14 protein-coding genes and 1 pseudogene are annotated in these 13,451 nt (G+C 62.1%); 10 read left to right on the forward strand and 5 right to left on the reverse strand.

Annotated features, from left to right (window positions below; all coding sequences use genetic code 11):
* Positions 1-48: 48 nt before the first annotated feature.
* The gene (locus tag BLO97_RS17790) at positions 49-336 is read left to right on the forward strand and encodes a hypothetical protein (protein ID WP_063322496.1); all 288 of its coding nucleotides are present in this window, start codon (positions 49-51) and stop codon (positions 334-336) included.
* Positions 337-468: 132 nt separating this feature from the next.
* Here BLO97_RS17790 and BLO97_RS17795 read toward each other — a convergent pair whose 3' ends face one another.
* The gene (locus BLO97_RS17795; RefSeq protein WP_063325148.1) at positions 469-942 is read right to left on the reverse strand and encodes a cyclic nucleotide-binding domain-containing protein; all 474 of its coding nucleotides are present in this window, start codon (positions 940-942) and stop codon (positions 469-471) included.
* Between the two features lie 160 nt (positions 943-1,102).
* Complete coding sequence (locus tag BLO97_RS17800) at positions 1,103-3,157, reverse strand: S9 family peptidase (protein WP_092347104.1); 2,055 nt, start codon at positions 3,155-3,157, stop codon at positions 1,103-1,105.
* Positions 3,158-3,292: 135 nt separating this feature from the next.
* Here BLO97_RS17800 and BLO97_RS17805 point away from each other — a divergent pair, with 135 nt between their 5' ends.
* From BLO97_RS17805 to BLO97_RS17835, 7 genes are all read left to right on the forward strand, one after another.
* The gene (locus BLO97_RS17805; protein WP_092347107.1) at positions 3,293-3,790 is read left to right on the forward strand and encodes an MFS transporter; all 498 of its coding nucleotides are present in this window, start codon (positions 3,293-3,295) and stop codon (positions 3,788-3,790) included.
* Positions 3,791-3,822: 32 nt separating this feature from the next.
* A complete protein-coding gene (locus BLO97_RS17810; RefSeq protein ID WP_003198875.1) occupies positions 3,823-4,599 on the forward strand; it encodes a class II glutamine amidotransferase in 777 nt (258 codons plus the stop codon).
* 12 nt (positions 4,600-4,611) lie between these two features.
* The gene (locus BLO97_RS17815) at positions 4,612-5,154 is read left to right on the forward strand and encodes a DUF2937 family protein (RefSeq protein WP_063322493.1); all 543 of its coding nucleotides are present in this window, start codon (positions 4,612-4,614) and stop codon (positions 5,152-5,154) included.
* 350 nt (positions 5,155-5,504) lie between these two features.
* Positions 5,505-6,791 (forward strand): MFS transporter, encoded by a 1,287-nt coding sequence (locus BLO97_RS17820; protein ID WP_092150784.1) that lies wholly within the window; start codon positions 5,505-5,507, stop codon positions 6,789-6,791.
* 64 nt (positions 6,792-6,855) lie between these two features.
* Positions 6,856-7,608, forward strand: coding sequence for a 5-oxoprolinase subunit PxpA (locus tag BLO97_RS17825; protein ID WP_092224859.1), 753 nt, complete (start codon positions 6,856-6,858; stop codon positions 7,606-7,608).
* Positions 7,605-8,309, forward strand: a complete 705-nt coding sequence (gene pxpB / locus BLO97_RS17830) for a 5-oxoprolinase subunit PxpB (protein ID WP_092224857.1) — start codon at positions 7,605-7,607, stop codon at positions 8,307-8,309. Before BLO97_RS17825 ends, pxpB begins: the two co-directional genes overlap by 4 nt.
* On the forward strand, positions 8,306-9,226 hold the full coding sequence (locus BLO97_RS17835) for a 5-oxoprolinase subunit C family protein (RefSeq protein ID WP_092150793.1): 921 nt from the start codon (positions 8,306-8,308) through the stop codon (positions 9,224-9,226). The genes pxpB and BLO97_RS17835 overlap by 4 nt, the downstream gene beginning before the upstream one ends.
* Before the next feature lie 102 nt (positions 9,227-9,328).
* On the opposite strand, the gene BLO97_RS17840 is transcribed toward BLO97_RS17835, so the two are convergent.
* Entirely contained in the window at positions 9,329-10,507 is a 1,179-nt protein-coding gene (locus BLO97_RS17840) for a vWA domain-containing protein (protein WP_003198888.1), read from the reverse strand.
* 34 nt (positions 10,508-10,541) lie between these two features.
* Entirely contained in the window at positions 10,542-11,387 is an 846-nt protein-coding gene (locus BLO97_RS17845; RefSeq protein ID WP_003184225.1) for an AAA family ATPase, read from the reverse strand.
* 199 nt (positions 11,388-11,586) lie between these two features.
* Here BLO97_RS17845 and BLO97_RS31985 point away from each other — a divergent pair.
* Together BLO97_RS31985 and BLO97_RS17855 are read left to right on the forward strand one after the other, a co-directional pair.
* Positions 11,587-11,818: pseudogene (locus tag BLO97_RS31985) on the forward strand (DUF4160 domain-containing protein).
* Positions 11,806-12,306, forward strand: a complete 501-nt coding sequence (locus BLO97_RS17855) for a DUF2442 domain-containing protein (RefSeq protein ID WP_092150795.1) — start codon at positions 11,806-11,808, stop codon at positions 12,304-12,306. Before BLO97_RS31985 ends, BLO97_RS17855 begins: the two are co-directional and overlap by 13 nt.
* Here BLO97_RS17855 and BLO97_RS17860 read toward each other — a convergent pair.
* On the reverse strand, positions 12,303-13,379 hold the full coding sequence (locus tag BLO97_RS17860) for a DUF748 domain-containing protein (protein ID WP_092150798.1): 1,077 nt from the start codon (positions 13,377-13,379) through the stop codon (positions 12,303-12,305). The genes BLO97_RS17855 and BLO97_RS17860 overlap by 4 nt on opposite strands.
* Positions 13,380-13,451 lie beyond the last annotated feature (72 nt).

Here is a 13,451-nt window from a genome sequence, read left to right on the forward strand (position 1 = left end):
GCGCGGTAACGACTAGCCTTAAAGCAGACAATAGCCACGGAGCCATTGATGAAGTGCATCATTCTAACGGCCATTGCCCTGGCGGCGCTCTCAATAAGTTGCGCCCAGGCTCAACAACCGACGATTCCAGTCAACCCGCCCAGCATCCCCGGATCGCCTGGCACCGCCACTCCCATGCCCTATCCGCCGGTCACGCCCAACGGGGTGCCCAAGGTTGGCCCCGGAAGCGGCGGACCGCCCTTGCTGCCCCCCATCGAAATGCCCAAGCCGCCCAAGGACCAGCCGATACCGGGCATGGAGCCCAAGCCAGTGAAGGCCAAGTCGCCGGGAGGATAAATCGACAAGACGACGCATTCACCTGTGGGAGCGAGCTTGCTCGCGATAGCGGTGTGTCCGTCGGCTTCAATGCTGGCTGATCCGCCGCCATCGCGCGAGCAAGCTCGCTCCCACTGGGTTTATGTGTTGTTGTCAGACCTGCTGCGACAGCAACTGACCATCGGCCATGCGCAGGCGCTTGGACAGGGAGACGGCGAGGGCGCGGATGATCTTGGCGGCGATCTTGGGGGCGTCGTTGAGCATTTTTTCCAGGGAGTCCTTGCCCAGGTTCAGCAACTGGCAATCGCTGGCGGCGATGCAACTGGCCGAGCGCCGTTCGCCGTCGAGCACGGCCATTTCGCCGAATGCCCGGCCGCTGCGCAGCGTGGCGATGGTCACGGGTTGGCCGTCGGGGCCGGTTTTCTGCACGGCTACCTGGCCGGTGTGGATGATGCACATGAAGCTGCCGGCATCGCCCTCGTGGAAAATCGCTTCGCCCTGGGCGATGGCGCTGATGCTGAAATAGCCCGACGCCGCGGCGAAGTCCACAGGCAGCAACTGGTCGAACAGACCGCAGTCCATCAGCCAGTCGCGGATTTCTTTGTTCAGTAAGGTCGGTTCTGACATGTTGGCACGGTCTTTTTCTTGTGTGTGTTGCAGGTTCAGTTTGGCCCGGGTGTAAAAAGACCCATGGTAGATCCCCTGTGGGAGCGAGCTTGCTCCCACCGTTATTTGATCCGGGATGCCCGGCGCATGGAGCTAAGACCCGGCCATCCCACAGAGTTCCTCAGACCACCCCCAAAACCTTCAAGACAAATGCATATTCGAGCGCTACGTCACGCAATCCCTGGTAACGCCCGCTCATTCCGCCGTGGCCGGCGCCCAGTTCAGTCTTGAGCAGCAGGGGGTGGTCGTCGGTCTTGGTGGCGCGCAATTTCGCCACCCACTTGGCCGCTTCCCAGTACTGCACACGGCTGTCGTTGTAACCGGCGATCACCAGCAGCGCCGGGTACGCCTGGGCGCTGACGTTTTCGTACGGGGCGTAGGCTCGGATCCGATCATAAACGTCCGGCTCCTCTGGATTGCCCCATTCATCGTACTCGGTGACGGTCAGCGGCAAGTCCGGGTCGAGCATGGTGTTGAGCACGTCGACGAACGGCACCTCGGCAATCGCAACCTTGAACAGCTCCGGGCGTTGATTGAGCACCGCGCCGATCAGCAGGCCACCGGCGCTGCCGCCGCTGATCGCCAGTTGTTCGGCGGTGGTGAAGCCGTTGGCGATCAAATGCTCGGCACAGGCGATGAAATCGCCGAACGTGTTGTGCTTGTGTTCCTGCTTGCCGGCGCGATACCAGGCTTCACCCAGCTCGCCGCCGCCGCGCACATGGGCGATGGCAAACGCTACGCCGCGGTCAAGCAGGCTCAGCCGCGAATGGGAAAACCACGGGTCGAGGCTTTCGCCATAGGCACCGTAGCCGTACAGGTACAGTGGTACCGGCCGACCGAGGGCTTCGCGCTTGACCACCAGGCTGATGGGCACTTGTGTGCCGTCTGGCGCCGTGGCCCACAGCCGTTGGCTGACGTAGGCATCGGCGTCGAACGGGCCCAGTACCGGGGTTTGCTTGAGCACGACCTGTGCGCCGCTGGCCAGGTCCAACTGGCGGATCTGCGCCGGACGGTTCAGGGCCTCGTAGCGCAGGCGAATGCGCTCGCTGACGAACTCCAGGCTGTTTTGCACATGCAGGCTGTAGGCCGCGTCCGGCAGTTGCACCCGATAGGCCGGCAAGCCTTGCGGGTGAACCTCGATGATCGGCAGGCCGCCTTCGCGCAGGCTCAAGGTCATGGCCCCGGCGTTCAGGCTCAGGCCGTCGATCATCACCGTGTCGCTGTGGGGGATCAGGTTCTGCCAGTCGGCCTCGGTCGGCGCCACGCCTGTGTCGGCGGCCTGGTACAGGGCGAAGTTGATTCCGTCGCGGTTGCTGCGGATCAACCAGGTCCATTGGCCATCGAGCAGGCCGTGGTCGACGTCGTATTCATGGTTTTCCACGCGGGGCGCCAGGCAGGTAAAGGGGCGCTGCGGTTGCGCAGCGTCCAGTACCCAGACTTCGCTGGTGGTCTTGCTGCCCAGGGACAGGATCAACTGCTTTTCCGAACTCGAACGATAGCAATGCAGGAAGAAACGCCCGTCCGGCTCGTGGAACACCTCTTCGGCGGCAGTGCCGTCCAGGCGATAGCGCCAGAGTTTGTGGGGGCGATGGGTGTCGTCCAACTCGCCGAAAAACAGCGTCAGGCTGTCGTTGGCCCAGGTCATGCTGCCGTCGCAATCGGCGAAGGACAGTTCGCTGACCTTGTCGTTGGACAATTCCTTCACGAACAGGGTGTAGATCTCATCGCCCGTGGTGTCCAGGCTGTAGGCCAGGCGCTGGTGGTCAGGGCTGATGCTGAAAGCGCCCAGGGAAAAGAAGCCGCCGCCGGCCAGCACGTTCGGGTCCAGCAACAGTTGTTCACGGCTTTCATCCACGTTCAGGCTGTCATCGGCCGGACGCGGGCAGCGGTAGTGGCGCGGGTATTCGTCACCGGCCGTGGTACGGGTGTAGTAGAGGTACGGGCCCCAAGGCGAGGGCAGTGACAGGTCGGTCTCGAGAATCCGACCCTTGATCTCCTGGAACAGGGTTTCGCGCAGTTCGGCCTGGTCGGCGAGTTGCGCCTCCTGGTAGCTGTTTTCCGCCTTGAGGTAGTCGAGCACGGCGTCGGTGTCGCGTTCCTGCAGCCAGGCGTATGGGTCAACACCGGGGTCCTTGCGGGCAATCGGGGCGTTGGAAACGTGGGCAGATTGGGACATGAAAGGCTCTCGAACGTTGTACGAAAAGGGACACATGGCCTGGACAGAACCAACCACACAGGCCATTCGCCAGACGCCGGGGCAGCCTGACGAGCGAAAAGCCGTTACTATAAGCGCCTCTTTGCCTGCCTTGCCATGGACACCATGACCGAGAATGACTATCTGATCGCCTGGGGCCTCTACGCCTTCGCCGCCCTGGGCTGCCTGCTGGTATGGATGCGCATGACCCGCTGGATGTGGCGCTGGTTGCGCGAACCGCTGCGGTTGTTGCTGGCGGTGCTGCTGTTTTGCCCTACCATCGTAGATCCGGTGAAGGACAAGGTCGCCCCGGCCCTGGCTATTGTTGCCCTGGACGTGCTGTTCAAAGTCGGCAACAACGTCTGGCGGGCGGCTTCCGATCTGCTCATGTACGGCATGATCGCCTTCGGTCTCTACTTCATTTTGGTGCTGATCCGCTTTCCCATCGAGCGGGCCGCCAACGCTCGCAAGGAACGGGCCGCCGCCGCAAAAGCCGCCGCTGCGGTCGATGAGCCGGAGGACGAGCCACCGTTTGGCGTGGCCGGTGATGACCGTTACGGTCGCCCGCCCGTGCCGAGCAACCCCCAGCGTTCGCGTATCGAACCGCGCCTGTAACCGGGCCTGCCCCTTGAAGCGAGAGTTCGAGCATGTGTGAGTTATTGGGCATGAGCGCCAATGTGCCGACCGACATCGTGTTCAGCTTCACCGGGCTGATGCAGCGCGGCGGCAAGACCGGGCCGCATCGGGACGGTTGGGGCATCGCCTTCTACGAGGGCCGTGGCCTGCGCCTGTTCCAGGACCCGGCCGCCAGCAGCGAATCGGAAGTGGCGAACCTGGTGCAGCGCTATCCGATCAAGAGCGAAGTGGTGATCGGGCATATTCGCCAAGCCAACGTCGGCAAGGTCTGCCTGTCCAATACGCACCCGTTCGTGCGTGAGTTGTGGGGCCGCAACTGGTGTTTTGCCCACAATGGCCAACTCGCCGATTTCCAGCCGGGCGTGAGCTTCTACCGCCCGGTGGGCGATACCGACAGCGAAGCGGCTTTCTGCGATCTGCTCAACCGTGTGCGCCAGGCCTTCCCCGAACCGGTGGAGGTGGAACAATTGCTACCGTCGCTGATCGAGGCCTGCGCCGAATACCGCAGCAAAGGCGTGTTCAATTGCTTGCTCAGCGATGGCGACTGGCTGTTCTGCTATTGCTCGACCAAACTGGCCCAGATCACCCGTCGCGCGCCGTTCGGCCCGGCTCGGCTCAAGGATGTGGATGTGATAGTCGATTTCCAGGCTGAAACCACGCCCAACGACGTGGTCACGGTGATCGCCACCGAACCGTTGACCGAAAACGAAACCTGGACCCGCTACGAACCGGGCCAATGGAGCCTGTGGCGACGCGGCGAATGCGTCAGCCACGGCCGGACCGAATAAGGACGTCACGTTATGTTGCTCAGTTATCTACGGCTGGTGTTGTTCGCGGTGGGCCTGTTGGTTGGGGTCCAGGTGCCGGGCTTCATCAACGATTACGCCAAGCGGGTCGAGGCCCACCTGATCGAGGCGCAGACCGGCCTGCAAGGGTTCCAGGGCACCGCCAATCAGTTCTTCAAGGGCGACATGCAAGCCCTGGTGGCCCATTACCGCGCCAGCGAAGACCCGATCTTTCGCAGCGACGCCGACAGCCTGAACACCTTGCTCGTGCGCCAGCAGGCCCTCGACAAGCAATTCCAGGCCATGCAGGGCCCGTGGTACATCCGCTTGCTGCAAGTGGCGCTGGCCGCCGATCCGGACATCCGCAAGGAAACCTGGAACGGCTACAGCTACCAGATCCTGTTGACTCCCGAGGCCATGATCTGGGGCATCAGCGGTGCGTTGTTGCTGTCGTTCGGCCTGGAGTGCCTGTTCCGCCTGATCGACTGGGTGGTGCTAGGCGGCAAGCGCCTGCGCCAGAGCCGGCCGATTGAAGAGCGGGATTTGCGCGGGCTCTGATTGCACGACTGATCGAAACCGCAACCGGCTTCTGTGGCGAGGGAGCTTGCTCCCGCTGGGCCGCGAAGCGGCCCCAAAACCAGACACCGCGCAGTGTCAGGTAGATGGTATCCAGCAGGTTTGGGGCTGCTGCGCAGCCCAGCGGGGATAAATCCCCTCGCCACAGTGGTGTTCAGCTAGGCCACAACGGTGTTCAGCCAGGCCTTGCGTGTTACCCAATCAAATTTTTCTTATGACCCAACCGAGGTTTTATTCGTTGGACGGGATCGGCCGCGCGCTCAAGAATCGACGCATCGGTCTCCACGTCAGCGTCGTCGAGACTTACAACAATAAAACTGCGGAGAACCACCATGAGTGCACCCGACACGCTCGGCGTCCCCCAACCCCAGGCCCGTTCCGGCCCATTCGATTGGTATCGCAACATCAACCAGCAGGAACGTCGCACCTTCTGGAGCTGCAAGATCGGCTACGCCCTGGACGGCATGGACACGCAGATGCTTAGTTTCGTGGTGCCGACCCTGATCGCGATGTGGGGCATTACCACTGGCCAGGCAGGCCTGATTCACACCAGTACCTTGATCGCTTCGGCCATTGGCGGCTGGGTGGCAGGCATTCTCTCGGACCGCATCGGGCGGGTGCGCACCCTGCAACTGACGGTGCTGTGGTTCGCCTTCTTCACCTTTTTGTGCGGCTTTGCCCAGAACTACGAACAACTGCTGATCGCCCGCACATTGATGGGCTTCGGTTTTGGCGGCGAATGGACCGCCGGCGCCGTGTTGATGGGTGAAGTGATTCGCGCCAAGGATCGCGGCAAGGCGGTGGGCATGGTGCAGTCGGGTTGGGCCCTGGGCTGGGGCATGACGGCGATCCTGTATGCGCTGCTGTTTTCGGTGCTGCCGCCGGAGGACGCCTGGCGCGCACTGTTCATCCTCGGCATCGTGCCGGCGGTGTTCGTTATTTTCGTTCGCCGGCTGGTCAAGGATCCGGACGTCTATAACCAGACCAAGGCCCGGCTGACGCCGGAAAACCCAGCGAAGTTCTACGAGATTTTTGCCCCCGGCATCCTTTTCACCACCTTTCGCGCCTCGCTGCTGACCACCGGTGCCCTGGGCGGTTACTACGCCATCACGTCCTGGCTGCCGACGTTCCTGAAAAATGAGCGTGGCCTGAGCGTATTGAGTACCGGCGGCTACCTGGCGATGGTGATCGTCGGTTCCTACGTGGGCTATGTCATCAGTGCGTACCTGTCGGACATCCTGGGGCGCAAAAAGAACTTTGTCCTGTACGCCGTCGGCTCTTTCACCATCGTCCTGCTGTATACCCAGGTGCCGGTGAGCAATAACGTGATGCTCTGGCTGGGCTTTCCCTTGGGGTTCTTCGCGTCGGGCATGTTCAGCGGCATGGGCTCGTTCCTCACCGAACTGTTCCCTACGCGCATTCGTGGTTCGGGCCAAGGCTTCTGCTACAACATTGGCCGGGCGGTGGCGGCATTGTTCCCGCTGTTGATTGGTATTTTGAGCCAGAAGGTGCCGCTGAGCGTGGGTATCGGAGCGTTCGCCGCGGTGTCCTATGGCGTGGTGATCCTGGCGGCCCTGAGCCTGCCGGAAACCCAAGGCAAGCAGTTGGAAGCCGAGTAACTGATAACCTGTGGTGCGCGTGCCCCACAGTTAAACAAAGAAAGAACCTACAGGAGCGTTCACCGTGAACCGCCTGCTATTGAATTGCGACATCGGCGAAAGCTTCGGCAGTTGGACCATGGGTCTGGACGCCGAGGTGATGCCCTTCATCGATTGCGCCAACATCGCCTGCGGCTTTCATGCCGGCGACCCGAGCATCATGCGCAAGACCGTCAGCCTGGCCCTGAGCCATGGCGTGCGAATCGGCGCGCACCCGGCCTATCAGGACCTGGCGGGCTTCGGCCGCCGTTCCATGGCCTACGGCGCCCAGGAATTGCAGGACCTGCTGCATTACCAGATCGGTGCCCTCGACGGCATCTGCCGGGCGCAAGGCGGACGGGTCAGCTACGTCAAGCCCCACGGCGCGATGTACAACGACATGATGGCCAACCCGGCGCAACTGCGCGCGGTGATCCAGGCTGTTGCGGCCTATGATCGGCAACTGCCGCTGATGCTCATGGCGACCCGGGACAACAGCGCCGCCCAGGCCCTGGGCGATGAGTACGGCCTGACCCTGTGGTTTGAAGCCTTTGCCGACCGCGCCTACGACAGTGCCGGTCGCCTGGTTTCGCGGCAAGCACCGGGTGCCGTGCACCACGATCCCGAGGTGATTGTCGGGCAGGCCCTGGCTATCGCCCGCGGCAATGCGTTGACCGCCAGTGACGGCAGCGCCTTGCACCTTGTTGCCAACACCTTGTGCGTACACGGCGACAACGCCAGTTCCGTGGCGGCCGTGCAACGCATCCGCGAAGCCCTGGACCGGCAGAGTGCACCATGAGACCACGCTTGGAAGTGGTGGCGGTGGACTGCTTGATGGTGCGCCTGTTCGATGAGATCGCCGAGGCCAACATGCCCTGGATGCTCGCCGCCAGCGAGCGCCTGCGAGCGGTGTTTGCCGAGCATCTGATTGACCTGGTGCCGTCCTATACCACGTTGATGGTGCACTACGATTTGCTCGCCCTGAACCCGGTGCAGGCTCGTGAATTGATCGATGAGGCGTTGAATAACCTTTCACCGGATGCCCGGTCCGCCGGCCAATGCCACGTGCTGCCGGTGTGGTACGACCTCAGTGTCGGGCCGGAGCTGGAGCTGCTGGCGAGCCGCAGCGGGCTGACGGTCGCCCAGGTGATCCGTCGCCACAGTGAACGCGAGTACCAAGTGTTTGCCTTGGGCTTCGCCCCCGGTTTCGCCTTCATGGGGCTGGTGGATGAAGAATTGGCTTCACCGCGCCTCGACACGCCGCGCAAACGCGTGGCCGCCGGCAGTGTCGGCATTGCCGAGCGCCAGACTGCGGCGTATCCGGTGGTGTCGCCCGGTGGCTGGAACCTGATCGGTCGCACCCCGACCAAACTGTTTGATCGCGAGCGCGATGGCTACAGCCTGATGCAGCCGGGGGACACGGTGCGTTTCGCCCCCGTGGACCATGCCGAATTCATCGCGCTGGGTGGCGACGACACACCGCTGGAGACCCAGGCATGAGCCGCTTGTTGATCGAGGCCAGCACACCGCTGTGCCTGTTGCAGGACGCCGGCCGTTTCGGCGTGAGGCACCTGGGTGTGACCCAGGGCGGGGCGGCGGACTGGCTGTCGATGGCCTGGGCCAATTGGATGCTCGGCAATGGCCTGGACGCGGCGGTGGTGGAGATTACCCTCGGCGGCTTTACCGTAGTGGCCGAAGAGGATTGCGTGCTGGCGCTGGCTGGGGCGGACCTGGGCGCGCGAATAGACGGCCAGGGCGTGGCATCGTGGCGCTTCTTCAGTCTGCGCAAGGGCCAGGTGCTGGCGCTCACCCAGCCCGTGCTCGGTGCCCGGGCCTATCTGGCGGCCCCTGGCGGATTCAATGCGCCTGCGGTACTGGGCAGCCGGGCGACGGTAGTGCGCGAGGAACTGGGTGGCCTGGATGGGCGAGGGCGAGCGCTGAGTCGTGGCGAGCGCCTGAGCTATTCAGGCGCGGCGACGCCTCGGCCCATGCCACACACGCGGATTCCGGACTTCCAGCAAGCGCAGCCGCTGGACCTGATCCTGGGGGCGCAGAATGGCGCATTTAGCGGGCAGAGTCTGTTCGACGCGTTCAACACCCCGTGGACACTGGACAGTCGCGCCGACCGCATGGGCATCCGCTTGCTGGGCACGGCGTTGGCGTATCAGGGGCCGGCGATGATTTCCGAGGGCATTCCGCTCGGTGCGGTGCAGGTGCCGCCGGATGGCCAACCGATCGTGCTGCTCAACGACCGGCAAACCATCGGTGGCTATCCACGCCTGGGGGCCTTGACTCCGTTGGCCCTGGCCCGGTTGGCGCAATGCCTGCCGGGGACGCAGGTGCGGTTGCGGCCGGTGGTGCAGGAGGTTGCGTATCGCCAGCAGGTGGAGTGTTTGCGTAGTTTTCTCGACCGCTAAAAGCATCGCGAGCAAGCTCGCTCCCACACTGGATCTTCGTCACACTGAGATCCCCTGTGGGAGCGAGCTTGCTCGCGATGAGGCCCTAAAGGGCGCCAAAGATCACTTGGAAAGAAACCGCATCCCTTCCTCCAACCCCCGCAAGGTCAGCGGATACATCCGGTCTTCCACCAATTCGCGCACGATGTTGGTCGAGGCGGTATAGCCCCAGGTGTCCTTGGGGTACGGATTGATCCAGATGAGCTTCTTGTACTTCTCCATGAAACGCTGCATCCACACATAGCCAGCCTCTTCGTTCCAGTGTTCGACGCTGCCGCCGGCCTGGGTGATTTCATAGGGGGCCATGGCGGCGTCGCCGATGAAGATCACTTTGTAGTCGGCACCGTACTTGTGCAGCAAATCCTGGGTCGAGGTGCGTTCCGAGGTACGGCGCAGGTTGTTTTTCCACACCGACTCGTACACGAAGTTGTGGAAGTAGAAATACTCCAGGTGCTTGAACTCGGTCTTGCAGGCCGAGAACAGTTCTTCGCAGATCTTCACGTGGGCATCCATCGAGCCGCCGATGTCGAACAACAGCAACAACTTCACGGTATTGCGTCGCTCCGGGCGCATCTGGATGTTCAAGAGGCCGGCGTCCCGGGCGGTGTGGTCGATGGTGCCGTCGATGTCCAGCTCTTCGGCCGCACCCTGGCGAGCGAACTTGCGCAGGCGGCGCAGGGCGATCTTGATGTTGCGGGTGCCCAATTCCACCTGGTCGTCGAGGTTCTTGTACTCGCGCTGGTCCCAGACCTTCACAGCCTTGCCCTGGCGCTTGCCGGCGTCGCCGACCCGGATGCCTTCGGGGTTGAAGCCGCCGGAGCCGAACGGGCTGGTGCCGCCGGTGCCGATCCATTTGTTGCCGCCGGCATGGCGTTCCTTCTGTTCTTCCAGGCGTTTCTTGAACTCTTCGATCAGCTTGTCCAGGCCACCCAGGGACTGGATCTGCGCCCGCTCTTCATCGGTCAGCGAACGCTCGAATTCCTTGCGCAGCCAGTCCTCGGGAATCAGCGCCTGGAGGTGATCGTCGAGTTTTTCCAGGCCGTTGAAGTAGGCAGCGAACGCCCGGTCGAACTTGTCGAAATGCCGTTCGTCTTTCACCAGGATTGCCCGGGACAAGTAATAGAACTCGTCCATGTCGGCGAAGATCACCCGCTGTTTCAACGCGTTGATCAGGTCCAGCAGTTCACGCACCGACACGGGCACCTTGGCGGCGCGCATCTCATTGAACAGGTTAAGCAGCATGGCAATCGCCCTCGCTCTTGTTAGACGAAGAGGATCAGCGGGTGCCGCGACGGCTCATGAACGCCAGGCGCTCGAGCAGTTGCACGTCCTGCTCGTTCTTGACCAGGGCGCCGGCCAGCGGCGGGATGGCCTTGGTCGGATCACGTTCGCGCAGTACCGCTTCGCCGATGTTGTCGGCCATCAGCAGCTTGAGCCAGTCCACCAGTTCGGAAGTGGAAGGCTTTTTCTTCAGGCCCGGCACCTTGCGCACGTCGAAGAACACGTCCAGCGCTTCACTGACCAGGTCCTTCTTGATGTCCGGGTAATGCACGTCGACGATTTTCTGCAGGGTGACGCGGTCGGGGAAGGCGATGTAATGGAAGAAACAGCGGCGCAGGAACGCGTCCGGCAGTTCCTTTTCGTTGTTGGAGGTAATGATGATGATCGGCCGTTGCTTGGCCTTGATGGTTTCGTCGGTCTCGTAGACGTAGAACTCCATCTTGTCGAGTTCCTGCAACAGGTCGTTGGGGAACTCGATGTCGGCCTTGTCGATTTCGTCGATCAGCAGGATCACCCGCTCCTCGGACTCGAACGCTTCCCAGAGCTTGCCCTTCTTCAGGTAGTTGCGCACGTCATGGACCTTGTCCACGCCCAATTGCGAGTCCCGCAGGCGGCTGACCGCATCGTACTCGTACAGGCCCTGGTGAGCCTTGGTGGTGGACTTGATGTGCCAGGTGATCAGGCGCGCGCCGAAGGACTCGGCCAGTTGCTCGGCGAGCATTGTCTTGCCGGTGCCCGGTTCGCCCTTGACCAGCAGCGGCCGCTCCAGGGTGATGGCGGCGTTCACGGCCAGTTTCAGGTCATCGGTGGCCACGTAGGCGCTGGTGCCTTCGAACTTCATCTGCAATTCCTCGAACGGTGTCGCCGGCCTGGCGAGGCGGGGCGCGCGAAAATAAAGAGCGTGCCCGACTATACCGCGAGGCCCCGCCGACTGTGAACGCAGACGCTGTATTCAGTCTCTGAATGGAGCGTCACATGTTGACTCAGTCTCGGCGGCTTGCCAGTATTGCATATCGCCAATTTGGCGATATGTTTGGTGTATGTCTACGAAATATCGATTTAAAAATACTTACCGCATTCAACTGCGTGAACGAGACCATCCACCGCCCCATGTACACCTGACGGCTGGTGGGGTGGATGTGATGTTGAGCCTGGAAACCGTGGAAAGTGATGATGGGCCGTGCGCCGCCGTTGATCATCAAGCAAGCGCTGGACTGGGTCAGGGTCCACCAGGCGCAACTGTTGGAGGATTGGAAACGATGTTACCCATGAAACGGCCGCGGCTATTGGCCGTGCAGGCTTTATTACCGTTCAGTCTTGAACTGACGTTCATCGACGGGCAGCAATTGACGCTGGACTTGAGTGCCGACGTGCAACGTTACCCAGGCTTGCAGCCTTTGCTGAAAGAGGCAGCGTTTGGAGGCGCGAGCGTGGGGGATGATGGTTGGAGCGTGGAATGGCCCGAACTGGATATCCAGATCGGTGCCGATACCTTGTATCTGGATGCGCTGGCGCAGAATGCCGTGGATGAAAATACCCGCATTTTCATTGGTTGGCGTGCCCGCACCGGCCTACCGCTGAACCAGGCGGCTGAAGCACTGGGGGTCAGCGCTCGCAGCATCAGCCGCTATAGCAGTGGGCGCGAGGCTGTACCTCGTTCGCTGGCCCTCGCGTGCTTGGGATGGGACTCGCTGCAGCGTGGCGCGGGCATCGCGGCGGCGGAACCGATCGGCCGCTACACCGTCACGCGCAAACCCTAGTCGGTCGAAGGCGGTGGCTGTTCATAACGGGCGTTGAAGGCCTGGACGAAACCGTTGCGCAGGATCTGCAGGAAGGCCTCGAAGGCGCTGATGTCCTGCTGGTGGACATTGCCGCTGAGTTCCACTCGGGTGGCGAACTGGTTCTTGCGCTGGTTCTTGAGGGCCGTTTCGCCTGTGCCGACCAGCGCTTCCCAGACCGAGCGGAAGATGTTCTTGTTCTGGTTTTCCACGTCCTGCTGCCAGTCGAACACATCGACATCGCGCAGCAATGGCTTGATGTAGCCGCTGAGCTTGGCGTTGTCGGCTTCGGCCTCGATCACCAGGTCGCCGTGACCGGCATTGAAATCGAATTTGCCATAAGCAGCGGCGAAATCGTTCAGGCGCTTGAGCTCGATGTTCCTGGCTCGCAGGCGGAAGTCGAAATCCTCGAAGTTGCTCAACGGGTCGAAGGTGGCCTGCATTTCCAATGGCGCGTGTTCGGCCACCAGGGCCTTGCCCTCGAAACGGGCGTCGCGCTTGCCTTCGGTGTCGACCACGTTGGTCAGGTTGTAGAAGCTGGCGTTGACGTCGGTGGCCCGCAGGTTGACCGGTGGCTTGGAGTTGAAATTGCGGAAGGTGACCTTGCCATCCCGGATGCGCACTTCGTTGAAGGTGATAGGCAGCAGTTTGCCCAATTGCTCGCGCCAGTTGGTGCCCCGGCCGGTCTGGGAGTTCTGTCGGTTGGCGCCGCCGTCGACGAAGTTCACTTCCGGACGGGTGAATTCCACCTCGGCGACCACCGCATGGTCGTACCACAGCGAGTGCCAGCTCACCGACAAGTCCACCAGCGGTGCGGTGACGAACGGCACCGGAACCTTGCCGTCGACCTTGACGATTTCCAGGCCGTTGATCCGGTAGGCACCGCGCCACAGGGCCAGGTCCACGTCGGTGATCTGGCCGCGATAATCGCCCATGTTGGCCAGTTTGTCGTTCAGGTAGTCGCGTACCAGGTAAGGCAGGGCGAAATGCAGGGCCACCAGCACCGCGACGAGGGCGGCGAACACCCACAATGGCCAGCGATATCGACGCTTCATGTCAGTCAGTCTCCAGCGTTTGTTGAGGGAGCGCCTTCTAATGCCATTGACTGTCGCAACAATGGGAACGTT

The organism is Pseudomonas sp. NFACC05-1 (genome assembly GCF_900100135.1).
GTDB lineage: Bacteria > Pseudomonadota > Gammaproteobacteria > Pseudomonadales > Pseudomonadaceae > Aquipseudomonas > Aquipseudomonas fluorescens_Q.

Coding starts and splice junctions, on each gene's coding strand:
- BLO97_RS17790 (WP_063322496.1), top strand. CDS start 49: ATGAAGTGCATCATTCTAACGGCCATTGCCCTGGCGGCGCTCTCAATA.
- BLO97_RS17795 (WP_063325148.1), bottom strand. CDS start 942: ATGTCAGAACCGACCTTACTGAACAAAGAAATCCGCGACTGGCTGATG.
- BLO97_RS17800 (WP_092347104.1), bottom strand. CDS start 3,157: ATGTCCCAATCTGCCCACGTTTCCAACGCCCCGATTGCCCGCAAGGAC.
- BLO97_RS17805 (WP_092347107.1), top strand. CDS start 3,293: ATGGACACCATGACCGAGAATGACTATCTGATCGCCTGGGGCCTCTAC.
- BLO97_RS17810 (WP_003198875.1), top strand. CDS start 3,823: ATGTGTGAGTTATTGGGCATGAGCGCCAATGTGCCGACCGACATCGTG.
- BLO97_RS17815 (WP_063322493.1), top strand. CDS start 4,612: ATGTTGCTCAGTTATCTACGGCTGGTGTTGTTCGCGGTGGGCCTGTTG.
- BLO97_RS17820 (WP_092150784.1), top strand. CDS start 5,505: ATGAGTGCACCCGACACGCTCGGCGTCCCCCAACCCCAGGCCCGTTCC.
- pxpB (WP_092224857.1), top strand. CDS start 7,605: ATGAGACCACGCTTGGAAGTGGTGGCGGTGGACTGCTTGATGGTGCGC.
- BLO97_RS17835 (WP_092150793.1), top strand. CDS start 8,306: ATGAGCCGCTTGTTGATCGAGGCCAGCACACCGCTGTGCCTGTTGCAG.
- BLO97_RS17840 (WP_003198888.1), bottom strand. CDS start 10,507: ATGCTGCTTAACCTGTTCAATGAGATGCGCGCCGCCAAGGTGCCCGTG.
- BLO97_RS17845 (WP_003184225.1), bottom strand. CDS start 11,387: ATGAAGTTCGAAGGCACCAGCGCCTACGTGGCCACCGATGACCTGAAA.
- BLO97_RS17855 (WP_092150795.1), top strand. CDS start 11,806: ATGTTACCCATGAAACGGCCGCGGCTATTGGCCGTGCAGGCTTTATTA.
- BLO97_RS17860 (WP_092150798.1), bottom strand. CDS start 13,379: ATGAAGCGTCGATATCGCTGGCCATTGTGGGTGTTCGCCGCCCTCGTC.